General features: G+C 63.6%; 18 protein-coding genes. 15 read left to right on the top strand and 3 right to left on the bottom strand.

Going from position 1 to position 24,656, the window contains the following annotated elements:
• The first annotated feature begins 11 nt into the window (after positions 1-11).
• The 8 genes from I6F33_RS09995 (at position 12) to I6F33_RS10030 (ending at position 14,621) form a co-directional block, all read left to right on the top strand.
• Positions 12-1,340 (top strand): FAD-binding oxidoreductase, encoded by a 1,329-nt coding sequence (locus I6F33_RS09995; protein ID WP_225112140.1) that lies wholly within the window; start codon positions 12-14, stop codon positions 1,338-1,340.
• Positions 1,341-1,347: 7 nt separating this feature from the next.
• Entirely contained in the window at positions 1,348-2,274 is a 927-nt protein-coding gene (locus tag I6F33_RS10000) for a glyoxylate/hydroxypyruvate reductase A (RefSeq protein WP_225142251.1), read from the top strand.
• A gap of 9 nt (positions 2,275-2,283) precedes the next feature.
• The gene (locus I6F33_RS10005; protein WP_225142253.1) at positions 2,284-4,152 is read left to right on the top strand and encodes an ABC transporter ATP-binding protein; all 1,869 of its coding nucleotides are present in this window, start codon (positions 2,284-2,286) and stop codon (positions 4,150-4,152) included.
• A 442-nt stretch (positions 4,153-4,594) separates the two neighbouring features.
• Positions 4,595-5,110 carry a hypothetical protein gene (locus tag I6F33_RS10010; protein ID WP_225142255.1) on the top strand — a complete coding sequence of 172 codons (516 nt, stop codon included), beginning with the start codon at positions 4,595-4,597 and terminating at the stop codon, positions 5,108-5,110.
• 302 nt (positions 5,111-5,412) lie between these two features.
• Positions 5,413-8,742 carry an adenylate/guanylate cyclase domain-containing protein gene (locus I6F33_RS10015; RefSeq protein WP_225142257.1) on the top strand — a complete coding sequence of 1,110 codons (3,330 nt, stop codon included), beginning with the start codon at positions 5,413-5,415 and terminating at the stop codon, positions 8,740-8,742.
• 316 nt (positions 8,743-9,058) lie between these two features.
• Positions 9,059-10,339 carry an HlyD family efflux transporter periplasmic adaptor subunit gene (locus I6F33_RS10020; RefSeq protein ID WP_225112145.1) on the top strand — a complete coding sequence of 427 codons (1,281 nt, stop codon included), beginning with the start codon at positions 9,059-9,061 and terminating at the stop codon, positions 10,337-10,339.
• Positions 10,340-10,351: 12 nt separating this feature from the next.
• Positions 10,352-12,544: a glycosyltransferase gene (locus I6F33_RS10025; RefSeq protein WP_225142259.1), complete on the top strand. Its 2,193-nt coding sequence runs from the start codon at positions 10,352-10,354 to the stop codon at positions 12,542-12,544.
• A gap of 172 nt (positions 12,545-12,716) precedes the next feature.
• On the top strand, positions 12,717-14,621 hold the full coding sequence (locus I6F33_RS10030) for a diguanylate cyclase (protein WP_225142269.1): 1,905 nt from the start codon (positions 12,717-12,719) through the stop codon (positions 14,619-14,621).
• A 31-nt stretch (positions 14,622-14,652) separates the two neighbouring features.
• On the opposite strand, the gene I6F33_RS10035 is transcribed toward I6F33_RS10030, so the two are convergent.
• A complete protein-coding gene (locus tag I6F33_RS10035; protein ID WP_081492994.1) occupies positions 14,653-15,876 on the bottom strand; it encodes a polyhydroxyalkanoate depolymerase in 1,224 nt (407 codons plus the stop codon).
• 164 nt (positions 15,877-16,040) lie between these two features.
• On the opposite strand from I6F33_RS10035, the gene I6F33_RS10040 reads away from it, so the two are divergent.
• Positions 16,041-16,697, top strand: a complete 657-nt coding sequence (locus I6F33_RS10040; RefSeq protein ID WP_225142270.1) for a glutathione S-transferase family protein — start codon at positions 16,041-16,043, stop codon at positions 16,695-16,697.
• Between the two features lie 280 nt (positions 16,698-16,977).
• Here I6F33_RS10040 and I6F33_RS10045 read toward each other — a convergent pair whose 3' ends face one another.
• Positions 16,978-17,202, bottom strand: coding sequence for a hypothetical protein (locus tag I6F33_RS10045; RefSeq protein ID WP_036028537.1), 225 nt, complete (start codon positions 17,200-17,202; stop codon positions 16,978-16,980).
• A 183-nt stretch (positions 17,203-17,385) separates the two neighbouring features.
• Here I6F33_RS10045 and I6F33_RS10050 point away from each other — a divergent pair, with 183 nt between their 5' ends.
• Positions 17,386-17,742, top strand: a complete 357-nt coding sequence (locus I6F33_RS10050; protein WP_036028535.1) for a hypothetical protein — start codon at positions 17,386-17,388, stop codon at positions 17,740-17,742.
• Between the two features lie 9 nt (positions 17,743-17,751).
• Here the strand turns inward: I6F33_RS10050 and I6F33_RS10055 are convergent, their stop codons facing one another.
• Positions 17,752-18,855: a mandelate racemase/muconate lactonizing enzyme family protein gene (locus I6F33_RS10055; protein ID WP_225142271.1), complete on the bottom strand. Its 1,104-nt coding sequence runs from the start codon at positions 18,853-18,855 to the stop codon at positions 17,752-17,754.
• 172 nt (positions 18,856-19,027) lie between these two features.
• Between I6F33_RS10055 and I6F33_RS10060 the strand changes: the two genes are divergently transcribed.
• The 5 genes from I6F33_RS10060 to I6F33_RS10080 all read left to right on the top strand — a co-directional run bounded on the left by I6F33_RS10060 (position 19,028) and on the right by I6F33_RS10080 (position 23,977).
• A complete protein-coding gene (locus tag I6F33_RS10060) occupies positions 19,028-19,861 on the top strand; it encodes an AraC family transcriptional regulator (RefSeq protein WP_225142272.1) in 834 nt (277 codons plus the stop codon).
• A 136-nt stretch (positions 19,862-19,997) separates the two neighbouring features.
• The gene (locus I6F33_RS10065; protein ID WP_225142273.1) at positions 19,998-20,924 is read left to right on the top strand and encodes an SMP-30/gluconolactonase/LRE family protein; all 927 of its coding nucleotides are present in this window, start codon (positions 19,998-20,000) and stop codon (positions 20,922-20,924) included.
• 119 nt (positions 20,925-21,043) lie between these two features.
• A complete protein-coding gene (locus tag I6F33_RS10070; protein ID WP_225142274.1) occupies positions 21,044-21,637 on the top strand; it encodes a GNAT family N-acetyltransferase in 594 nt (197 codons plus the stop codon).
• A gap of 16 nt (positions 21,638-21,653) precedes the next feature.
• Positions 21,654-23,300 carry a GMC family oxidoreductase gene (locus I6F33_RS10075; protein ID WP_225142275.1) on the top strand — a complete coding sequence of 549 codons (1,647 nt, stop codon included), beginning with the start codon at positions 21,654-21,656 and terminating at the stop codon, positions 23,298-23,300.
• Positions 23,301-23,434: 134 nt separating this feature from the next.
• Positions 23,435-23,977 carry a transposase gene (locus I6F33_RS10080; RefSeq protein WP_225142276.1) on the top strand — a complete coding sequence of 181 codons (543 nt, stop codon included), beginning with the start codon at positions 23,435-23,437 and terminating at the stop codon, positions 23,975-23,977.
• Positions 23,978-24,656: the final 679 nt, after the last annotated feature.

The raw sequence follows: 24,656 nt of genomic DNA on the forward strand, positions 1-24,656 counted from the left end.
AGGAGTGCCCCATGTCCCCGCCGCTCAACCGCATCAACAGCGACGAACGCCTGCCGGCGCAGGTAGATGTCGTCGTCATCGGCGGCGGCGTCATCGGCGTCTCGGCCGCCTATCATCTGGCGAAGAAGGGGCACTCCGTCGCGCTGGTCGAGAAGGGCCATGTCGGCGGCGAGCAGTCGAGCCGCAATTGGGGCTGGTGCCGCCAGCAAGGCCGCGCACGCGAGGAGATCCCGCTCGCGCGCGAGGCGCTGCTTCTGTGGGAGGACATGCAGAACGATGCCGGCGTCGATGCCGGCTTCCGGCGAACCGGGGTGTTGTTCCTGACCAAGAGCAAGGACGAACTCGCCAGCTGGGAGCGCTGGGCCGCGGTCGCGCGCGAGATGCAGGTTCACTCCACCGTGCTGACGCCGGCCGAGGTCGCCGAGCGCATGCCCGGCAACGCCGACACATGGGTCGGCGGCCTGCACACGCCGAGCGATGGCCGCGCCGAGCCGTCGATGGCCGTCCCTGCGCTCGCCACCGCCGCACGCAAGCACGGCGTCACCATCCACCAGGGCTGCGCCGCGCGCGGGCTGGAGACGATGGGCGGGAGGGTCAGCGCCGTCGTCACCGAGAAGGGCACCATCCGCACGCAATCCGTGCTGCTGGCGGGCGGCGCGTGGTCGTCGCTGTTCTGCCGCCGCCACGGCATCGAGCTGCCGATCGGACTCGTCAACGCCACCGCGTGCCGGACCACGCCGGGACCGGAGATCACCTCCGGCGCGCTCGGCACCGATTTCTACTGCATCCGCCGCCGCCTCGACGGCGGCTTCACGCTGGCGCTGCGCAACCGCGGCACGGTCGAGCTGTCGCCGGACCTGTTCCGTTACGCGCGCACGTTCTGGCCGACCTATCAGCATCGCAAGAACGGATTGAAGCTCTCGTTCGGCAAGTCGTTCTTCGATCAGCTCATGCGCGGCACCAGCTGGAGTTTCGACAAGCTATCGCCGTTCGAGGCCGAGCGCGTGCGCGATCCGGCGCCCGACATGTCGCTGGTCAACTCGGCGCTGGCGGCGCTGATCAAGTCGAATCCGGAATTGAAGGACATCGAGATCGCCGAAGCCTGGGGCGGCACCATCGACTGCACGCCCGATACGATACCGGTGATCTCACCGGTCGATGCGCTGCCGGGTTTCTTCCTCGCGACCGGCTTCTCCGGCCACGGTTTCGGCATCGGCCCCGCCGCCGGCAAGCTCGCCGCCGACCTCGTGACCGGCGCGACGCCGCTTGTCGATCCGGCCGCCTACAGCCACAAGCGCATGATCGACGGCCGCCGGCTGGCGCCAGTCAGCCCGTTCTGAGGGCGGCATGACGGTTCTCTACAAGGCCAATATGGTGCGCGGCGCCGAGTGGGCGCGCTTCTTCGCGGAGCGCGCGCCTGATGTGCCGTTCCGGCTCTGGCCCGACATCGGCGATCCCGCCGCGGTGCGTTATCTCGTGGCCTGGGTGCCGCCGGATGACATCACGACGACCTTTCCCAATCTCGAGCTGGTCTTCTCGGTGGGCGCGGGCGTCGATCAGTTCGACACCACGACAGTCCCGGCGCACATCCCGCTGGTCCGCATGCTGGAGCCCGGCATTGCCGAGACCATGGTCGAATACGTCACCATGGCCGTGCTTGCCCTGCACCGTGATCTCCTCGATTTCGTCAGTCAGCAGAGGCAGCAGGTCTGGCGCGAGATCCGGATCACGCCGGCCAGGCGCCGGCACGTCGGCGTGATGGGGCTCGGCCAGCTCGGCCAGGCCGTGCTGGAACGGCTCAAGACGTTCGGCTTTCCGCTTCTTGGGTGGAATCGTTCGCCGCGCGAGATCGAAGGCGTCACCTGTTACGCGGGGGCCGATGCCTTGCCAGAATTTCTGGCGCAGGCCGACATTCTCGTCTGCCTGCTGCCGCTGACGGATCAAACGCGCGGCATTCTCAATGCCGAGCTGTTCGCGCGCCTGCCGCGCGGGGCAGGGCTCGTCAATGTCGGACGCGGCCCGCATCTCGTCGAGGCCGATCTCCTCGCAGCCCTCGACAGCGGCGCGCTATCAGGTGCGGTGCTCGACGTCACCGATCCCGAGCCGCTGCCGGCAGGCCACCCGTTCTGGAGCCATCCGCGTATCCTGCTGACGCCGCACAACGCCAGCATGACCATGCCCGATACGGCCGTCGATTTCGTGCTCGACGTCATCGCGCGTCACCGCAGCGGCGAGGAGCTGCCGGGGCTGGTCGATCGCAGGCGGGGCTATTAGGGCAATCGCATGAGCATCGACAGAAGAAGATCTGATCAGGCCGTTGCCGAAGCACAGTCCTCCGTGCTTTTGGTCTCCGGCCTCACCACCTCCTTCATGCTCGAGCGGCAATGGATTCCCGTCGTTCGCAAGGTCTCGTTCGACATCGCAGCCCGCGAAACCGTCGCGATCGTCGGCGAGTCCGGTTCGGGCAAGAGCGTCACCGCGCTGTCGATCATGCGGCTCATTCCGAGCGAGATCGGCCGGGTCGAGGGCCGCGTCATGCTGGCGGGGCGCGATCTGCTCGCGCTGCCCGAGGCTGATATGAAGGATATCCGCGGCAATGACGTCGCCATGATCTTCCAGGAGCCGATGACGAGCCTCAATCCGGTGCTCACCATCGGCTTCCAGATCGCGGAGGCGCTGATCCAGCATCGCGGCCTGTCGCGCGCGGCGGCGGAGGCGGAGACCGTCCGCCTGCTCGATCGCGTCCGCATCCCTGCGGCGGCGTCGCGCTTCCACGAGCACCCGCATCGCTTCTCCGGCGGCATGCGCCAGCGCGTGATGATCGCGATGGCGCTGGCCTGCAAGCCGAAGCTTCTGATCGCGGACGAGCCGACCACCGCGCTCGACGTCACCATCCAGGCCCAGATCCTGGAACTGCTCAAAGAACTTCAGCAGGAGGAGGGCATGTCGATCCTCTTCATCACCCACGACATGGGCGTGGTCGCCGAGATCGCGGACCGCACCGTGGTGATGTATGGCGGGCAGGCGGTGGAGACGGACGCCACCGCGCGCATTTTTGCCGCGCCCGCGCATCCCTATACGCGCGCGCTGCTCGCGGCCGTGCCGCGGCTCGGCTCGATGGACGGGCGGATGCGGCCGATGCGGTTTCCGATCGTCGACAAGGTGACGGGCACGTCGGACGAGCCGGCCGAGACGCCCGATACCGTCTCGCCCGCCGAGCGGCCTCTGCTGGAAGTCTCAAACCTCACGACGCGCTTTCCGATCCGCTCGGGCCTGTTCGGCAAGGTCTCGGGCCGCGTCCATGCGGTCGAGAACGTCTCCTTCACCTTGCGCGCCGGCGAGACACTGGCGCTGGTCGGCGAATCCGGCTGCGGCAAGTCGACCACCGGACGCTCCATCCTGAAGCTGACGCAGCCGGACAGCGGTACGGTCCTGATCGATGGCCAGGATGTGCTGGCCATGAACGGCCGGGCTTTGCGCGATGTCCGCAAGCACATGCAAATCGTGTTTCAGGATCCGTTCGCGAGCCTCAATCCGCGCATGTCGGTGGGAACGGCGATCGCTGCGCCACTGCTCGCCAACGGGCTCGCGACGGCGTCGCAGGCGCGCGACAAGGTCGCCGACCTGCTCGTCCGTGTTGGTCTTTCCGCCGACATGGCGGCGCGTTTCCCGCACGAATTCTCCGGTGGCCAGCGCCAGCGCATCTGCATCGCGCGCGCGCTCGCACTCGGCCCGAAACTGATCGTCGCGGACGAAGCAGTCTCCGCGCTCGACGTCTCGGTCAAGGCGCAGGTCGTCAACCTGATGCTCGACCTCCAGGCCAGCATGGGCCTTGCCTATCTCTTCATTTCCCACGACATCGCCGTGGTCGAGCGCATGAGCCACCGCGTCGCCGTGATGTATCTCGGCGAGATCGTCGAGATCGGCCCGCGCGCGTCGGTGTTCGGCAACCCCCAGCACCCCTACACCAAAAAGCTGATGGCCGCCGTGCCGGTGCCCGATCCGTCACGCCGCGGCACGCCGCGTCCAACCTCCAACGACGAGATCAGAAGCCCGGTCCGCGCGCCGGATTATCAGCCCCCCGTGCGGCGCTATCGCGAAGTGTCGCCCGGTCACGTCGTGCAGATGTGGGGCGAGGAATGGTCGGCCTGAGGCTGCGAGCTTCACGAAACCAAGCGCGTATCTTTGATTTCGGCCAGACGCGGGCAGCGTGCTGACCAACCGCGCGTTGCAGATCCAGCATGTTCGCCGTCCGTTATCGCGAAATGAGATGCGTCCTTCGGAAATTGTGACCGAATAGAGCGACAGGGAGGACCGTGTGTGAACCGCTTCATACGCGCTCGCTCTCTTTCTGAATTACCACTCTCGCAACGAAAATTGCCGCACCCGGATCATTTGAAACACGGGTGAGATGCAATGCCTGCGCAGCCACATGCTCGCAGCTTTGGATTGGTTCCGTCTCGCTCACGAGCAAAGCCAGTCCCATCACTCAGCAAAGATTCTTCAGAAATTGGAATGAAAGGGCATCGCGCAACTCACGCAGCTTCTGTTCGGGGTCGGCCGGTAGGCTGCTACTTACTCAGAAGGAGCTCCTATGAAGATAAGCAGCGCAATTTTCAGCGCCTTTTCTGCAACAAGGCGCGTCGGCAATCTTCGGATCGCCCGTTCAAGTCTGATCAAATCGGCTCATCTTCTTGAAAGAATCGGGCTGGCCGCCGTTGGTGCATCTGGCGGCCTCTATGTTGGGGCGGCCCTGTTACGTCAGAAAGCCGGACTATTCGAAAGCGGCTGGATCGTCCTGATAACAATACTCTACGGAGCTGTCGGCTATTACGTCGGAATTGATATGGCTGGCCATGGCGCACAGAGGTCGACATCGAGCATCTCGGAAGAATGGAACGGTTCCGAGCCGGTCGAGATTATGAGTGCGGCTGGCACGTTCGGTGCGGCAATCGCTGCGACTCTGTCCGTCAGCATCCTTGTCCTTGATCAAAATCTGCCGAACGGCCTGATCGGCTTTGTTGCGGGCTGCTGGGTGGTCGGTTCTTCGCTTCAGGTTGCGGCGGGCACGATGGCTCGCAACTACGAAGCGCCTGTCAGCGAGCAATGAAGGAGCTCCGGTCGCGGATAACATCCGCTCGGCACAAGCCGCAGTGTTGGTTCGGTTCCGGTTCGAAACGAGCGCGACGACTCTTCGCAACCTCCGCCGTCCAATGCTGCGCGCTAACGATGTTTGGTAGCAAAGCCGTTCGCATCGAGCAGTGTCACCGCTTGAAAGCGATATCGGCATTGAGAAACCCAGGTTATCGCGCAACAAACAAGACGTGCCATCATGGTGGTGTTGGTATATTGTTCCCGTGCGCCGTGGTCCAAAACTTCTGCTAACCGCTAACCACACGATCGGTGGAGCCAATGCAGATTGCGGAGTGGCTCGAGAAGCTGGGGCTTGCGCAATACGCGGAGCGCTTTGCCCAAAATGGGATCGACATAGGCGTCCTTCCCGAACTGATGGATGAGGACTTCGATAAGCTCGGAGTCCTGCTCGGCCATCGCCGCAAGATGCTGCGTGCTATCGCTGACCTCGATCCGGCCGCGTTGATCGCATCTCCCGCTCCTCCTCAGGACGCCGAGCGGCGTCATCTCACGGTCATGTTTTGCGATCTGGTCGGCTCGACTGCGCTCTCGGCGCGTCTCGATCCCGAGGATATGTGGGAGGTGATCCGGGCCTATCGCGCTGCCTGCGCGAGCGTGATTGCTGCTTATGATGGCAGGATAGCCAGATTCGTCGGCGACGGAATACTCGTCTATTTCGGCTATCCGCGCGCCCACGAAGATGATGCCGAGCGCGCGGTGCGCGCCGGCCTCGACATGATCTCCGCGATACGCCAGCTCAAGACAGGGACCGACGAACGAGCTGAACTGCGGATCGCAATTGCGACCGGACTTGTGGTGGTCGGCGACCTCATCAGCGGAGATGCGTCGGAGGAGCACGCAACCATCGGCGACACACCAAACCTCGCCGCCCGGCTCCAGAGTCTGGCGGAGCCGGGGGTCGTCGTCGTTGCTTCATCGACGCGCCGGCTGCTTGGCGATCTGTTCTCCCTGCGCAATCTCGGCCGTCGGGAGGTCAAGGGAATGGCAGACCCCATCGCGGTCTGGGCGGTGGAAGGCGCGACTGCATCCGAGAGTCGCTTCGAGGCAGTTCGTGCCGCGCGCTCGATCGGTTTTGTCGGCCGCAAGAACGAGATCGAGTTCATCCTCTCGCGCCAGCGGGAGGCATGGCAGGGGCGGGGCCAGTTCGTATTGATTTCCGGCGAAGCGGGCATCGGCAAGTCCCGTATTGTGGCAACGCTGTCGGAAAGCCCCTCGTTGGGGTTGCACCGTCGCGTGCGATATCAGTGTTCGCCTTACCACACCAATAGTGCGCTTCATCCCTTCGTCGCGCAGCTCGAGCGCGCCGCCGGAATTCGCTCGCACGACACGGCGGATCAAAAACTCGACAAGCTCGAGGCAATGCTCGCAATAGGAACCCAGCAGGTCGCCCGGGCAACACCGCTCATTGCGGCTCTGCTTTCGATTCCCACCGGCGACCATTGCCCGCCCCTCGCCTTGAGCCCGGCGCAGCAGCGGCGGCAGACTTTTGCCGCCCTTCTCGATCAGCTTGAGGGACTGGCGCGAGGCCAGCCGCTGCTGATCATCTGCGAGGATATGCATTGGGCCGACGCCACGACACTTGAACTGTTCGATCTCGCGGTCGATCGGATCAGGGGACTGCCGATACTTGTGCTCTTGACGTCCCGGCCGGAGTTCGAGCCCTCCTGGTCGGGCCTTGCCAACGTCAGTCTGTTGCGGCTCGACCGGCTCGATCGGCAGGACACGCGCGCGCTCGTCGAGCAGATTGTCATCGGTCGCCAGCTGCCACGCGAGATGATGGAGCAGATCATCGACAAGACCGATGGCATTCCGCTATTCGTGGAGGAATTGACCAAGATGGTGCTGGAGTCCGGGCTGCTCGTTGAGGATGCCGGGCGCTACCGCCTGAATAATCCGCTGCCGCCGCTTGCTATCCCTGCGACGCTGCAGGATTCGCTGATGGCGCGGCTTGATCGGCTCGCTCCGGTCAAGGAGGTGGCCCAGATAGGAGCCGCCATTGGCCGCGACTTCTCGTACGCGCTGCTGAAAACCGTGGCGGGACGCGACGATCTGACGCTGGGCGCGGCGCTGGGACAACTTGAAGAGGCCGAACTGCTGCTGCGTCGTGGGACACCGCCCGAAGCAAATTACAGTTTCAAGCATGCCCTTGTTCAAGAAGCGGCCTACGAGAGCCTGCTCAAGAGCAAACGGCAGGTGCTTCACACACGGATTGGCGATGTCCTGCGCGACAAGTTTCCAATCGTCGCCGAGACCGAGCCGGAAGTTCTCGCGCACCACTTCACCGAGGCGGGGCTGAGCGAGATCGCCCTCGAATGGTGGCGCAAGGCGGGCCAGCAGGCGTTGAAACGCTCGGCCTATTCCGAGGCGATCGCGCATCTGGGCAAGGCCATCGCGATCGCCGATCAATTGCCTGGCGAGCCCCACCGGATGATGAGCAGGCTGCATCTTCAAATCGCATATGGCCGTGCCTTGCGGGGCAGCCTCGGCCACAGTGCTCCGGAAACGGTCGCGGCATGGACGCGCGCGCGACAATTCGCAGCCGGTATCGATGATCCCGTTGAACTTGCGCCGGTCCATTCCGGCCTCTTCAATGCCTGCCTGACCCATGGCGAACTTGCTCCGATGCGGGAGCTGGCGGATGCCATCAGGAGCGCCGCTGAGCTGCGGCCGGACTCGCCGGTGGCCGCCGTCGTGGCCCATTGGACCGAGGGCGTGACCTGCTGGTTCGCCGGCGAGTATTTGAACGCGCGTACGCATCTTGAGCAGGCGCTGGCGATCTATCGGGCCGAACCGGATCCCGCGACCTTCAGGGCTTCGGCGCTGGATCTCCCGTTCGTGATCATGCGATTTCTCGCTTTGGTGCTCTGGCCGCTCGGCGACATCGCTCGTGCGCGCAAGCTCGCCGCGGAAGCGGTGGGTGCTCCAGGAGAAAAACGGGCGCTGTCCCAGGCCAATGCGCTGGTTCATCGCGCGGTGTTCGACGGAGTATGCGGGGGCATGTTGCAGCAGACAGAGACGATCCTGGCGCTCGGTCTCGCGCGCGACCACACGATGCCGCTGTACGTGGCCGCCGGCACCTACCTGAACGGCCTCGCCAAGTGGCGTGCAGGAGACCGAATGGCCGGACTGGCGGACATGCGTCACGGCTGGACCTTCCTGCACGAGAACGATTGCTATCTCTGCGAACCGTTCTGGGGGATGCATGTCGCCCTCGCGATTGCAGATGTAGGTGAAGTCGAGACCGGGCTGGAAATCCTGGACGAATTGATCGCCGGGACGGGACAATCCGGCCAGCATTGGCTTGATGCCGAGCTGCATCGTGTCCGCGGTAAACTCTTATCGCGCCATAATCCTTCGGACGAATCCAGTGCCGAAGACGCCATCAAGCGGGCGCTGGACATCGCACAACATCAGCAGACCAAGACCTTTGAGCTGCGCAGCGCTCTTGAACTTGCACGCCTGTACAAGACAAATGGCCGAGCGCGTACGCTATCCGAAGTGCTTGCGCCCGTGGTCGCTCAATTCGAGGCGGAGCATGGACTTCCCGAATTTGCGGAAGCGAAAGAGCTGCTTAGGAATGGGCGTTAGCCGCGCCGCCATTCGATCAGTACAAGTGCCGCGCCGACTTCAAGCCAGAATAGGTCGGCATCTTGTTCTCGATTCCCGAGCCGTAGTTCTCCGGTTTTGACACGTCTTAACCTGCTGTGGTGAAAGCTAGATATGCTTCTCGTGGTTGCGAGGGGGAGTCTGCTGCGGCGGCGAATCCTGATTTCGGCAAGCAGCTGTTGTCGGATTGCTCATTGTCTCAAGGCGCAGGCTTCATGCCAACACCTGGGCCATGCGGTGATAGGCTTGCCTTCGCAAGGGCAGGCGGAGCGACCAAAGCCCATTTGGAGATCCAGTCGTGGTTCGCCTGCATGTCGAACGTTTCATTCGCAGCCGGATCGCTCGGCGGTCCCTGGCGCTCGGGATCATCGCTCTCAGCGGATGGGCCCTGTTGCCGTATGTGACCTACCGAATCGCGCCCTCCGCCTATGTCAATGCCGAGCTCATGCGGGTGACTGCGCCGATGGCGGGTCAGCTCTCGTCAGATCTTCCACGCAAGGGCGAATATTTCGAGCACACCCGGATGGTGCCGCTGGTCGAGGCGCGTTCGCCGGATCGCCGGCACCTCATGGACCTTGATCAGCAGCTGGCCATGTCCACCAAACGCGCCGAGCTCGCACGCCGGCAACTCGAGGAAATCGCCGAGCTCGATCGCAAGCTCCGCGAGCGAAGCGAGGACTATCGTTCGGGGATGGTAGCGCGCCTGCGCCACGAGATAGGTGAAACGGAAGTTGAAAAAGGCGGCTGTCTCGCTGAGGCGCGGCAGCGGAACGATGTCGCGGGCCGGATGGAGAGGCTCGTGAAGCTCGGCATCAGTTCGCAGATCCGCTCCGGTGAGGCCCAGGCCTCGCAGGAGGCAACCGCAACGCGGTGCCAGATGGCCGATGAACGCCTGCGGCGCCTCAAGACGGAATTGGGGGCGGCCGACAAGGGCATTTATCTTCGTGGCGATGCCAACGACGTGCCCTATTCTCAGCAGCAGCGCGAGCGGCTTGTCCTCCGCCGCCAGGAGCTCGAGACAGACCTGTTGCAGAACAGCTCACGTGCCGCGCAGTTGGCCGCGGAAATTGCAGAGGAACGCACTCGACTTGATCGTCTCGATCACTACGATCTGTCCTTGCCCGCAGCCCATGTGGTCTGGTCGGTCGCGGCCAGCCCCGGCTCGATGGTCACGGAAGGGCAGTCGGTCTTCGATTTCGCAGATTGCAAACGCCGGTTTATCGTCGTTGAACTACCCGAGCGCGATTTCGAGAAGATCAAGGCCGGAGATGCGGCTACCGTCCGTCTGATTGGGAGTCGCGAATGGAAGAGCGGCCAGATCCGGCAGGTCCGCGGATCGGCCGCGTACGGCGATGATCGGCTGCTTGCGGCTCGGGTGCCGCGGCCTGATCCGGGCAACATTACCATTGAGATATCGCTTCCGCCCAATGAGACGTCGGCCGACCGCAACGGCTCCTGCGATATCGGACGATTGGCTGAGGTGCGCTTCGAGCGCAGAGCCGACGGCCTGCTACGATTGGTCAGCTCGAAGTTGAAATGGCTGACCGCTCGCCTGGAACTCGACCAATCGCTCCTGTGAGCGAGATGTTCCATGCAAGCCATGACTCTGCCTCTCTCTCAGCTGTTCGCGCCGATGCTGGGCATCTTTGCTGCGATGTATCTGTTGGCGCCGACCTTTCCGGTCGCGCGCCCTTGGGCGCGTCTTGCCGTCTTTGTTGTGGTTTGGCTTGTGGTGGCCCACTATCTCGAATGGCGTATTTTCACCACCGTGCTCCCGGCAAGCGGGACCTGGTATCAGGTCGGCTGGATTTGGTTCTGTCTGTTCGTCGAGCTTCTGACTTTCACAGATCAGTTCATTCTCTATCTGACGTTCCTTCGCAGGACCGATCGCCGAAGCGAAGCAGATCAGCACGAGCGTCGGCTTCGCAGCCTGCCGGATGATGAGCTGCCCTCGGTCGACGTCTTTATTCCGACCTACGACGAGCCATTCGAGGTGCTGGAAAAGACGATCACCGGCGCGCTGTGCCTGGACTATCCGAACGTCCAGGTGTGGGTCTTGGATGATGGTCGCAGGCCTTGGCTCAGGGCACTCTGCATGCAAAAGGGCGCCGGCTATCTCACGCGCGCCGACAATTTGAATGCCAAGGCCGGCAATATCAATCATGCCCTGACCAAGACGAGCGGCGAGTTCTTCGCGATCTTTGATGCGGATTTCGTGCCGCAGCGCAATTTCCTGATGCGCACGATGGGCTTCTTCGCTGATCCAAAGGTCGGAATCGTTCAGATCCCGCACGCCTTCTACAATGAGGACCCGATGCAGGCGAATCTCGGCCTGCACAGGGGACTGCCGGACGAGCAACGGTTCTTCTTCGATTCCATCATGCCCGCGCGCGACGGCTGGGATGGTGCCTTTTGTTGTGGTTCCAACTCCGTCACGCGTCGCGCAGCCCTCCGCGCGGTAGGCGATGCCTTGCCGACCCAGTCCATTACGGAAGACATCCTGCTGACGCTCGTCCTGCTGCGCAAGGGATACGTCACCCGTTATCTCTGCGAACCGCTGGCGATTGGACTGGCGCCGGAAAGCCTTGATGCCTTTTTCGTGCAGCGGCAACGCTGGGCGCGTGGCGCGATTCAGACGCTGTACCTCGCCGCCGGTCCGCTCGGCCCCGGACTGGGCTTGATGCATCGGCTCCTCTTCTTTCCGACGCATTGGCTCTCATTGGGCTTGCGGGCGCTCATGGTCGTGGTGGTTCCGATCGTGTTCATGTGGACCGGCTTGGCGCCTGTCGTCGATGTCACCCCCGAATCGGTGTTCTACTACTTGTTCCCCGCGATCCTGGCGCTCAACGGCGGCATCTCCTGGTTCGCGCCGCACGTGCATTTTCCGCTCGCCGCTCAGGTGTCGGCGACGATCCAGAGCTTCAAGATATTGCCGACGGTGCTGGGGACTCTCGTCAAGCCGGCGGGACATGCGTTCAGGGTGACGCCGAAGGGGGCTGCCGCGCGGCGCGCAAGTTACGCTGCGGAGATATTCTGGCCGTCGGCGGTCTTGATGGCGTTGACAGTTGTCGGTGTGGTTCTGAACACGATCCCGGAATGGCGCATCATCAATCATCCGGCCGCTCTACCGATGGTCGCCTTCTGGTCGGTCGTGAACATCGTCGTGCTTTTCTTCGTCTGCATGACCTCGCTGCAGGCGCGGATGGGACGTACCGAGGAGCGTTTCGACATCGACGAAACTATCTTGATCCAGACCGTGACCGGCGAGCAGCTTTCTGGACGCGTGAGCAACATCTCCCTCTCTGGCGCCGGCGTTCTGCTTGGCTCCGGTATTGACTTTCCTCGCGCCGGAGAACCGCTGCGCGTGCACATCATGCAGGTCGGATGGGTCGATGCGGTGATTGCGCAACAAAGGGGCCGGCTCATCGGGGTGCAGTTCAAACTGCCGCAGTCGCTTGAACGAGACCTGCTGATCCGCAAGCTCTTTACCGTCGCCCGTCTGAAGCGGAAAGGTGTCGTCGCGTGCTCGGTGAATAGGGCGATGCTTAAGAACATCTGGTTGATGGCCGCACCGTTGCCCCACATTGTTGCAGGCGGCGCGAAGCCCGCGTCGATCTCGCCGACCGAGCGTCTGCCGGCAGAGAGCATGGTCATTCGGCCTCAACCGCGGACAGACGATTTTGCACTTCTTGCCGGAGCTCGAAGCCTGCATCCGACGAGTTTTACTGAACCTGGCTTTGGCCGAGTGGCCGGCACAGTAATCGAAGCCGTCGCGCCGAGTTGATTGCTGTGTTGTCCTTCTCGCCGGACCAGTCCATGCGCTATCGATCGACGGTCAAGCCGCTCATCGATGCCGTCAATCTCCTTCCGGTGTTCTCCCAAAAAATCACAAGCGGAACGAGCAACCATCCTTTAGCCCAAGGCGTTTACGGGGTTGAGGGTGCAGGGAGCATCTCTTGATCGATCACCGCAGCGATCTTCGGAAGGGGCGTCTGACGCTCTGGGCCTCCGCATTCGCGGCGGTCGCTTGCTTGGCGATTGTCGCGCTCAGCGGCTGGCGGGAGTGGTCCCAGCGACAGACGCTGCTGAAGGGCTCCGAAACAGACGTGGCCAATCTGGCCCGGTCGGTGACGCAACACGCGGACGATACGTTCGAACTCGCGGACACCGTTCTCAATGTGTTGGTCGGCCAACTCGAACTCGAGGGGACCAGCCCGGCGGCGATCGCGAAGATTCAGACCTTTCTTTCCCGGCGCAAAGCCGCGAACCGGATTCGAGCTGTGTTCGTCTATGACGAGACCGGCCGCTGGCTCGCAACCAGCGAGCCCGTGGATTTCGCCGGCCTCAACAACAGCGACCGCGAGTATTTCCAGCATCATCGCGCCGTGGCTGAGCGAGGAACCTTCATTGGGGGGCCAGTGAGGAGCAGATCGGGGGGGCAATGGATCATCACTGCGTCAAGGCGCTTCGATCATCCTGACGGCAGTTTTGCCGGAGTGGCTCTTACCACGATCGATGTCGACTATTTTTTGCAATTCTATCGCGGATTCGACGTTGGCCAGAACGGCTCAATTGCACTGGCGACCGCGAAGGGCGTTGTCCTCGCGCGTAGCCCGGACAACGGATATACGGGTCGCGATCTGTCGAATGCACCGCTTTTTAGGAATTTCCGCGAGCGGCCAAGTGCGGACGTCTACTACTTCACGTCGCCTCTCGACGGCGTTCGGCGTCTGAGCTTTTATCAACTCAGCAGTCGCTACCCTGTTGTCGTGGTTGCGACGGAATCGGAAGACGACGTCTTGGCCCCCTGGCGCAAAGCGGCGCTGACGCGCGTGGTTGCGGTGCTGGGACTGATAGGAGGGCTCGCTGTTGCAGGGGTTTGGCTGGTGCGCCAGTTGCACATGCGGCAGAAGATGGCCGCTGCTCTGATCGCCAAGGAGGCGGATTTTCGTCTCCTCGCGGAGCAGTCGGGAGACATGGTCATGCGTATAGCGGTCGATGGACGGATTCTCTATACGTCGCCGTCCAGCGCGCGAGTCCTCGGCTGGGCTCCGAACGAATTGGTGGATACGTCGGCCCTCGCCGGCATAAATCCGGCGGATCTGGCGCGGGTTGAGGAGACGATCTCCGCGTTGATGAACGGCGAAGCCGAGGAGGCGAGAATCACTTATCGCACTCGGCATCGCGAGAAAGGCGAGGTCTGGATCGAAACCGCGCTGCGCGTCGCCAGGAGTGCGCAGAGTGGAGACATCAACGGCGTGGTGGCGATCTCGCGCGACATGACCGAACGTAAGGACCTGGAGGATAAGCTGGCGGCTCTCGCCAGTTCGGATGGCCTGACGGACTTGGCAAACCGCAGACACTTCGACGAGCGGCTAGAGGCGGAATGGGACCGCGCCAGGCGCGAAGGAAGGCCTCTGTCACTGTTGCTGATGGATGTCGATCATTTCAAGAGTTTCAATGATCAGTACGGGCATCAGGCGGGCGATGCATGTCTCCGCTCGGTCGCCGGGGTCCTGGCAGAACAGGCCCGGCGACCAGCAGACTTGGCCGCTCGGTATGGTGGTGAGGAATTCGCCTTGCTGCTACCAAATACGGACACAGGAGGGTGCGAGCAGGTCGGCGAGCGAATCCGGCAAGCGATTCAAGACCTCGGCATCCTGCACGCGCTCAACCCGCCATCCAAGCAGGTCACCCTCAGTATTGGTGGCGCCACACATATGTCGTTCGGCGATAATGCTGATTTCACGTCGTTGATAGCGGCCGCGGATAGGGCGCTCTACGCCGCCAAGGAGAGCGGGCGCAACCGCCTTGTGATGTCAGGGCAAGTCATCGCGTGGCCCAGCGCGATACGAGCTTGAAGAGTAGCTCTCGTGCGCCGCGGCGTGCGCCTCACGAATTCACGTGCACGAAATCCCGCAGCAGCGGATAGATCTCGTTGTTCCAGCGCTTCCCGGAGAACACGCCGTAATGGCCGACGCCGGCCTGCATGTGGTGGACGCGGCGATAGGCGCGCACGCCGGTGCAGAGGTCCTGGGCGGCGAGCGTCTGGCCGATCGAGCAGATGTCGTCCTTCTCGCCCTCGACCGTCATCAGCCCCATGCGGCTGACCGCCCTGGTGTTCACGGGACGGCCGCGATGCATCAGCTTGCCTTGCGGCAGGAGATGCTCCTGGAACACGTCGCGCACGGTCTCGATGTAGAATTCGGCCGGCAGATCCATCACGGCGAAATATTCGTCGTAGAAGGTCTTGATGGTCGCGGCCTTCTCCTTCTCGCCCTTGGCGATGTGGTTGGCGAGGTCGAGATGCTGCTTGATGTGGCGCTCGAGATTCATCGAGACGAAGGCGGTGAGCTGCACGAAGCCGGGATAGACCTTGCGCAGGGCGCCGCGGCATTGCACCGGCACGTAGTTGATCAGATTGCGCTCGAACCATTCGATCGGCTTGCTCTTGGCGAACTCGTTGACCCTGGTCGGCTGGATCCGCGTGTCGATCGGGCCGGCCATCAGCGTCAGCGTCGCCGGGCGCGAGGGATGGTTGTCCTCGCACATGATCGCGGCGGCCGCGAGCGCGGAGACGGACGGTTGGCAGATCGCCACCATGTGCGGGCGCGGCCCGAGCTGCCCGAGGAAGTCGATCAGGTGCTCGGTGTAGTCGTCGAGCCCGAAGCGGCCCTCGCTGCGCGGGATGTCGCGCGGATTGTGCCAGTCGGTGATGTAGACGTCGTGGTCCTGCAGCAGCGTCTTCACGGTGCCGCGCAGGAGCGTGGCAAAGTGTCCGGACATCGGCGCAACCAGCAGCATGCGCGGCTGCTCGGCCACGCCGTGTTTCCTGAAGTGCAGCAGCGAGCCGAACGGCGTCGCGTAGGCGATCTCCTCGCTGACCGCGACGTCGCGGTTGCCCACCATGACGCTGTCGATGCCGTAGGCGGGACGGTCATAGGTGAGGGTGGAGCGCGAGATCAGCTCCAGCGCGGCCGAAAGCCGGCCGACCACTTGGTCCGATGAGCCCTGAGGCACCAGATTGAGGAATTTGAGTGCGGACGAAGCCCCCGCGCGCCATGGCGCCGTCAGGTCCATGTGGTTCTGAAAAGCCTGATAATACATCGACATCATACTGAAGCGCCCACTTGCCTCCTGTCGTGATGCAATATCGAAGCCAGACGGGAGCCGGACCGCCCGGAAAATTGGCACGTCGCTTGCTGCGCCCCGTCGGGTAGGCACAGATCACGGGCACGCACGCGCGGCGGTGCGTTGCCCAGGCGTGAGGGAAGGGCTCTATGGCGAAGGCGACACTGACCATCAGCAGCAAGAACTACTCGTCCTGGTCGCTGCGTGGCTGGCTGCTGACGAAATTCTCCGGGCTCGATTTCGAGGAGATCGTCACCGAGCCGGACGATCCGTCGGCGCGTGCGGAGATCCTGCTGCTGTCGTCCTCGATCCTGGTGCCGTGCCTGCGGCACGAGAGCGCCGTGGTCTGGGACACGCTGGCGATTGCCGAATATCTCAACGAGGTCATGCCGGACGCCGACCTGTTGCCGGCCGACCGCATCCAGCGCGCCCATTGCCGCTCGATCTCGGGCGAAATCCATTCCGGCTTCACCACGCTGCGCGCCTCGCTGCCGGTCAACCTGAAGGGGCACTTTCCCGGCTTCAAGATCTGGTCGCGGGCGCAGGCCGATATCGACCGGGTCTGGTTCATCTGGCGCGACTGCCTGGAGAAATCGGGCGGTCCCTTCCTGTTTGGCGAGAAGCGCACCATGGCGGACGCGATGTACGCTCCCGTCGTAACGCGCTTCGTGACCTATGACGTCAAGCTCGCACCGCCGCTCAAGGCCTATGCCGACACCATCATGGCCATGCCCGAGATGCAGGAATGGGTCGCGGCGGCGAAGGAGGAGCCGGCCGAGATCGAGGAGCTCGAGGTCGAATATTAGGCAGGCGTTGCACGGCTGTGCCTGTTTCGAGGGCGGCGGCCCTCCGCTGCGGACCGCGGCGCTATGCCCTTGCAACAATTAACCTTTGGACCCGGCGACAGGCGCCTGCGATCCGGCCGGCTGCGCAGATATTGTGCGCGCCTGCCGAACCGCAGCGAGATCTAGCCGTGAACAGGTGCGTACAAGGCGCTTCGGCTGATTCGGACGTGATTCGTTCGGGCCGCGTTCCGAAGGTTAAAGCGCAGCGCGGCCCCGTCGCATTTTGAAACAGACACCGCCTTCAGGCGGCCCCGCGCTGCTTCAGGCGCGGCAGGCGCCAGCCGATCACGGTTGCTTCCACCGCAATCCCGGCCTCGTGGTTTTGCCAGCGTCCCTCGACATAGCGGCAGGCGAACGGCAGTTGATATGTCCCGCTGTGATCCTCGCACAGCACTTCGAGTGGCAGGCCCGGCGGTGGTTCTCCGGCGCCGTCGAATTCCGCCAAACGTCTATCGCGCGTTGCCATTCCAAAAATCTCCCCTAAACAAAGCCGCGGAGAGCGCCCACTTCTCCCGCATGCGGTTCACTGCTCCCCGTCCCAGGGGAACGGGCCCAAGCTCAACGCGAGAATGCGGTGCGAGTGTGGTAGCCTCACGCTGCAGCGCGCAAACAGCGCACATTGATGTGATCGACTGGCCGAGGAACTTTCATGCTGCTTCGAAACGCCGGAATTTGTTTCGCAATGTTGCTGCTCGCCACGCTGGCGCCTCTGCCGGTGCTCGCGCAGGACGTGCCCGGCATCGAGATCTGCACGGTCGAGAAAACCATGGAGCGCCGCACCAGCTGCCTCCAGAGCAATGTCGACTTCCTGCAGAAGACGATCACCAAGCTCAGCCTCGACCATCAGCAAAAGCTGGATGTTGCCAATCGCCAGATCGATGCGCTGAAGACAGCCATCGCCGGCCTGCAGAAGACGCTTCTCGATCTCCAGGCCGCGCAGGCGAAGACCACTGAGGATCTGAAGAAGAAGCAGGACGCGCCGCCGGCGAAGGATGCTGCGAAATAGGCGCGCCGATCACGCGACGCGATATCGCTCCATCACGCCACGATCGGGCTCGTAGCCGAGCCCGGGACCCGAGGGCACCGCGACATGGCCGCTTGCATCGACATCGGCGCGGCCGCCCCAGAGGCAGGCTTCGCGCTTTAAATAGAACATCTCGACCAGCCCGTCGTCGCGCGTCGCGAGCAGATGCAGCGTCGCCAGCAGGCCCGGGCCAAAGTAAGGAGAGTGCGGCACGATCCTGATGCCGAGCCGATCGGCCAAGCCTGCGACCTTCAGGAATTCCGTGATGCCGCCGACCTTGATGACTGACGGCTGGGCGTGGCTGACCGCGCCCGCTTCCATCATCTGGCGGAATTGATATTCGGTGCAGGCATTCTCGCCGGCGGCAATTCCGAGCCCGCTCTTGCTGCGCACCTCGGCAAGCGTGGCGAAGTCTTCCGGCGGCCAGACCGGCTCTTCCAGGAACATCGGCTGCGCGTCGCGGCATGTCGCCGCGAAAGCGATCGCCTGCTCCCCGGTCAGCGGGCAGTTCATGTCGACCATCAGTGGAATGTTGGGACCGATCGCTTCGCGCGCGGCAAGCACCGCAGGCGTCGTGGTCTCGTGCAGCTTGATCGCGCCATAGCCGAGCGCGAGCGCCTTCCTGCATTCGGCGGCGATGTCGTCGGGCGAGCCGATCCGGAGCAGGCTCGCGTAAGCCGGGATCGCCGTGCGCCTGATCTCGCCCAGCAGGCGGTGCAGCGGCACGCCCTTGATCTTTGCGGCGAGGTCCCACAATGCGATATCGAGCCCGGAGATCGCGAACATGGTGATGCCGTAGCGGCCGAACAGATGCAAATTGCGCTGGATCTGCTCCATCACCGCGGCAATGCCGGCGGCATCGGGCACCTTCAGCCCGCGGGCCTGCGGCGCGATCATCTCCTCGACAGCGCTGCGCGTCGTGCGCGGGCAGACATAGGCGAAAGCATCGCCCCAGCCGGTCAGCCCGGTATCGGTTGTGACCTCGACGAGGACCATGTCGAGTGCGGTGATGGCGGACGCGCCCTGGCGGAAGCTCGCGACACCGGCATCATAGGGGATGCGGATATGGTGCGCCCGCACATCGGTGATTTCCATGACCCGGTTCCTCTTTCTCGTGAGCGGTTTCGGCGAGTGTAGCCACGAACACCGGGGCGTTGCCAGCTTCCATTGACCGGCTATCCTCATGCAAACGACAGCAATGCCGATCAAGCAAAGTGATGCCGATCGGCGCATCATCACCGCGCTTCGAACGAGAGCCTGAACCGCCATGAATCCAGCCCAGCGCGCGCTCTGGTATATCGAGAGCCATCTGGCCGAGCCGATGACGCTCGACGAGATCGCTGCGATCTCGGGCGTGTCGCGGTTCCACATTGTGCGTGCGTTTGCCGCAGCCGTCGGTCTGCCGGTGATGCGCTACGTGCGCGCGCGGCGGCTGACGGAGGCGGCGCGCAGTCTGGCAAAGGGCGCACCTGACATCCTGTCGCTGGCACTGGAGGCGGATTACGGCTCGCACGAAGCTTTCACCCGCGCGTTCCGCGACCAATTCGGCACCACGCCCGAAGCGGTGAGGGCGGCAGCGTGCGTCAAGCAGCTCAGGCTACAGGAGCCGATCCTCATGGATTCCACCATGCTCGACCATCTTGCCCCACCGCGTTTCGAGACCGCAAAGGCCTTCCTCGTCGCCGGCCCCGCCGAGCGCATCTCCTGCGACAACGGTGCCATGATCCCTGGTCTGTGGCAGCGCTTCAATCAGGAGGTCGCCGACATCCCCGCGCGGGTCGGTCACGTCGCCTACGGCGTCTGCTGCAACGGCGATGATGCCGGCAATTTCGATTACATTGCCGGCGTCGAGGTCGCCGATTTCTCCGACCTGCCGCGCCGCTTCGGTCGCATCCGCATTCCGGAGCAGCGCTATGCGGTGTTCACGCACAAGGATCACGTCGCCTCGATCCGGCGCACCGTCAACACGATCTGGAATCAATGGCTGCCAGCGTCTGGCCTGAAAGCCGCGGACGCGCCCAACTTCGAGCGTTATGACGAAAAATTCGATCCCGCGACCGGCAACGGCGGCTTCGAAATCTGGATACCGGTCAGAGAATAACACGCAACGCTGGCATACCGTCCCGCTTGCTTGGCAAGCTCCGGCGACTTTGCCATAACCGCAGGCAAATCTTGCCTGCGGGGGCCCGTGCCGGACATCCCGCGCAAGCCATAACAAGCAGCCGGGAGGGTCTCCAATGTCCAACGTCCGCGTTCTCGCCACCGACCTCGAATTTCCCGAAGGGCCGGTCGTGATGCCGGACGGCTCGGTCGTGCTGGTGGAGATCCGCGGCCAGCGCCTGACGCGCGTCTATCCCGACGGCCGCAAGGAGATCGTGGCGAAGATTCCCGGCGGCCCGAATGGCGCGGCGCTCGGACCCGACGGCAAGATCTACATCTGCAACAATGGCGGCTTCTCCTGGATTCCGGCCGGCAAGATGATCATGCCCGGCCCGCAGCCGGACGATTATCTCGGCGGCGCGATCCAGCGCGTCGATCTGCAATCCGGCAAGGTCGAGACCGTCGTGACCAAATGTGGCGCGCACGATCTGCGCGGGCCGAACGACCTCGTCTTCGACAAGCACGGCGGCCTCTGGTTCTCCGACCTCGGCAAGCGGCGTGCGCGCGATATGGACGTCGGCGGCATGTATTACCTCAAGCCCGGCATGAGCGAGATCGTCGAAATCGTGCATGGCGTATTGCCGGCGAACGGCATCGGCCTGTCGCCGGACGAGAATACGGTCTACATCGCGGAGACGCCGACCGGGCGGCTTTGGGCCTATGAGCTCTCGGCGCCGGGCACGCTCAAGCCGCGCGATCCGATTTATCGCGGCGAGCGCGGCCAGCCGATCTGCGGCCTTGGCGGCTACCAGATGTTCGACTCGCTCGCGGTGGAAGCGAACGGCAATGTCTGTGTCGCCACGCTCGTCTCCGGCTGCATCTCGGTGATCGCGCCCGACGGCACCCTGGTGGAACAGGTTCCGACCGGCGACCGCGTCACCACCAACATCGCCTTCGGCGGCCCCGAGCTGAAGACCGCCTATATCACGCTGTCGGGCAAGGGCGAGCTGATCGCCATGGACTGGCCGCGCGGCGGATTGCCGTTGAATTTTCTGAACAAGTGACAATCGCGTAAAACGCGATTGTCATCCCGGGGCTATGCGGAGCATAGAACCCGGGATCTCGAGATTCCGGGTTCGGCTCTTCAAGCCGCCCCGGAATGACAATCATAAGGAACGATAGAATGCCCTGGCCCGATCCCATCACCCTGCGCGGACAGCATGCCCGTCTCGAGCCGCTGTCGCATGACCATCGCGAAGGGCTGGTCGAGGCGGTCAAGGACGGCGAGCTGTCGAAGCTGTGGTACACCGCAATCCCGCTGCCGGAGGACATGGGCAAGGAGATCGACCGCCGCTTAGGCCTGCAGGCCGCGGGCTCGATGCTGCCCTTCACCGTGTTCGATGCCGGCGGCAAGATCGTCGGCATGACCACCTACATGAACATCGATGCCACCAACCGCCGCGTCGAGATCGGCTCGACCTGGTATGGCAAGAGCGCGCAGCGCGGCGCGCTCAACACGCAGTGCAAGCTGCTGCTGCTGCGCCATGCCTTCGAGACGCTGAACTGCATCGCGGTCGAGTTCCGCACGCACTTCTTCAACCACCAGAGCCGCCGCGCCATCGAGCGCCTGGGCGCTAAGCAGGACGGTATCCTGCGCAGCCACCAGATCGCGCCGAACGGCACCTTGCGCGATACTGTCGTCTACAGCATCACCGCCGCTGAATGGCCGACGGTGCAGGCGCATCTCGAATTCCAACTCAACGACAAGCCGCGCTAGGGGCGGCCGAGGGACCATGGATAGATTTGATTATGTGATCGTAGGCGCGGGCTCCGCCGGTTGCGTGCTCACCAGCCGGCTCAGCGAGGACCCCAACACCTCCGTTTGCGTGCTCGAGGCGGGCCCGTCCGACTGGCATCCCTACATCCATCTGCCGGCGGGCTTCATCAAGACCTTCCACATGAAGAGCATCAACTGGGCCTACCAGCAGGAGCCCGGTCCGTGGACCGGCGGGCGCAGCATCTACGCGCCGCGCGGCAAGACGCTCGGCGGCTCGTCCTCGATCAACGGCCACATCTACAATCGCGGCCAGCGCATGGATTTCGACACCTGGGCGCAGATGGGCAATCGCGGCTGGGGCTATGCCGACGTGCTGCCCTACTTCCGGCGGCTGGAGAAGCGGATCGGCGAGGGCGAGGACACCTATCGCGGCCGCGACGGCAGCCTCATCGTCACCACCATGAACTGGCGCGATCCGCTCTGCGAGGCCTTCATGGAAGGCGCGGTCTCGCTCGGCATTCCCCGCAACCCCGATTACAACGGCAAGACCCAGGAAGGCGTCTCCTACTGCCAGCGCACCATCAACAACGGCCTGCGCGTCTCCGGCGCGACCGCGTTCCTCAAGCCGGCGATGAAGCGGCCCAACGTGCATGTGCATACGCATGCGCACGCGACCGAGATCATCTTCGAGGGCAAGCGCGCGGTCGGCGTGCGCTACATGAAGGGCGGTCGCGGCGGCCAGCCGGTCGAGGTGCGCGCCAACAAGGAGGTGATCCTGTCCGGCGGCAGCTATAATTCGCCGCAGCTGCTGCAGCTCTCCGGTATCGGTTCGCCGGACCTATTGCAGCAGCACGGCATTGCCGTGCGTCACGCGCTACCGGTCGGCGAAGGCCTGCAGGACCATTACGCCCCGCGCACGGTGGCGCGCGTCAAGGACATCAAGACCATCAACGAGCTCCGCCGCGGCTTCTCGCTGTGGATCGAGGCGTTGAAATGGGCGACCCAGCGCAAGGGCCTGCTGTCGCTGTCGCCGACCATGGTCTATTGCTTCTGGCATTCCGGCGAGAGCGCCGAGAGCTCCGACCTGCAGCTCACCTTCACGCCGGCTTCTTACAAAGAAGGCGTGCAGGGCCAGCTCGAGGACGAGCCCGGCATGACCGTGGCGTCCTGGCAGCAGCGTCCCGAGAGCCGCGGCTATGTCCGGATCCGCTCCAGCGATCCGTTCGCGCCGCCGATCATCCAGACCAATTATCTCGACGCCGAGCTCGACCGCCGCGTCATCGTCGGCGGCATGAAGCTGGCGCGGCGCCTCTTGAAGAGTGCGCCGCTCTCGCCCTATTACGCCTACGAGGATTTCCCCGGCCCCAACGTCAACACCGACGACGAATTCCTAGCCGCCGCCACCCAACGCGGCACCACCACCTTCCACCCCGGCTGCACCTGCCGCATGGGCCCGGCGGATTCCACCTGGGCCGTCGTCGACGACCACCTCCGCGTCCACGGCCTCGAAGGCCTCCGCGTCATCGACGCCTCCGTCATGCCGCGCATGATCTCGGCGAATTTGAATGCGTCGACGATGATGATCGCCGACCGCGCCTCGGATTTGATCCGCGGCAAGGCGCCGATGGAAGCCGCAAGGATACCGGACGCGGCGGTGGCGTGATATCTTCGTAGGATGGGTAGAGCGCAGCGAAACCCATCATCGTGCGGCAATCGCTGAAGTAGGATGGGTTTCGCTGCGCTCTACCCATCCTACAAGAGCGATGACGTCTATGCGAGGTTGTGCCATGATGAGGCATGACCTCCTATCGGCGCAACTTCGTCCCCGGCGGAAGCTTCTTTTTCACGGTCAATCTCGCCGACCGCCGACAATCGCTTCTGACGGCGAATATCGACCTGTTGCGCGCAGCCTTTCGCGAGATCCGTCGACGGCATCCCTACACGATCGATGCGATTGTGATCCTGCCGGAGCATCTTCACACCGTCTGGACGATGCCGGACGGAGATGCCGATTTTGCAACGCGCTGGCGACAAATCAAATCCGCTTTCTCCCGTAGTCTCGCAACAAGCGAGCCGGTGTCGGCTAGCCGCGCCGCCAGAGGGGAGCGCGGCATCTGGCAGCGTCGCTATTGGGAGCACACCATTCGGAACGAGGAGGATTATGCCCGGCACATCAACTACGTGCACATCAACCCGGTCAAGCATGGCCTCGTCAAACGGGTGTGCGATTGGGGCCACTCGTCGTTCCACCGCCACGTGGCGCTCGGCATCTATCCGGCAGACTGGGCTGGTGATCTCTCAAAGTTAGAGCGCGGCGCGGACTTCGGAGAGCCGAGTTGATGCGATGATCTGTAGGATGGGTAGAGCGCAGCGAAACCCATCATCGTGCGGAAATCGCTGAAGCACGATGGGTTTCGCTGCGCTCTACCCATCCTACAGCTGCCCGTCGGGCAAAACACCCCGCAACCCGTCAACCCCTTCGCACTAAAATATTCCGCTTTACCGAAATTCGGAATTGCGGCATAGATCGAACCAGCCCGGCTCACGAAAGAGGGGCGGTTCGCGAGTCGTTCGAAACGCGGGCCGGGTTGCGGTGGACGCGGCAGCGTCGGCACGATGGGTGCGGGCAGGGCGGGTAGTCCCTGTGAGCCCGAGGCCGCGTGCAGACGAACGGCGCTGAAGTCCGGCGAAGCCTCTTGGCGAAGCCGGATGAGCTGCGTACGGCAAAACCGTGTGGTCCTGGCCGTCGTTGCTACGGTCAAGCTGGCTGCGGAGATGCGCGCGAGCCCAACCGGGCGGACGGCATCGTCAATTCGCGGGGCGAGGGAGGCCAGAAGGAATTCGGCTCCCGGGAGAGCACGGCATAAGCCGTCCGACCATCGCGCAGGGAAGGCCGAGTGATCGGCGACACCTGTATGCTGCTGTGCGGTTTCTCTGCGTGTGCTTTTCGCGCAGCGGACCGCGGGTGCCCGTCGGCACCCGGTCTTCCCTGCGCCCTCTTTCTTTTGAGGCGACGGAA

Origin of the sequence: Bradyrhizobium sp. BRP20 (assembly GCF_020194215.1) — a bacterium.
Taxonomy (GTDB): domain Bacteria; phylum Pseudomonadota; class Alphaproteobacteria; order Rhizobiales; family Xanthobacteraceae; genus Bradyrhizobium; species Bradyrhizobium yuanmingense.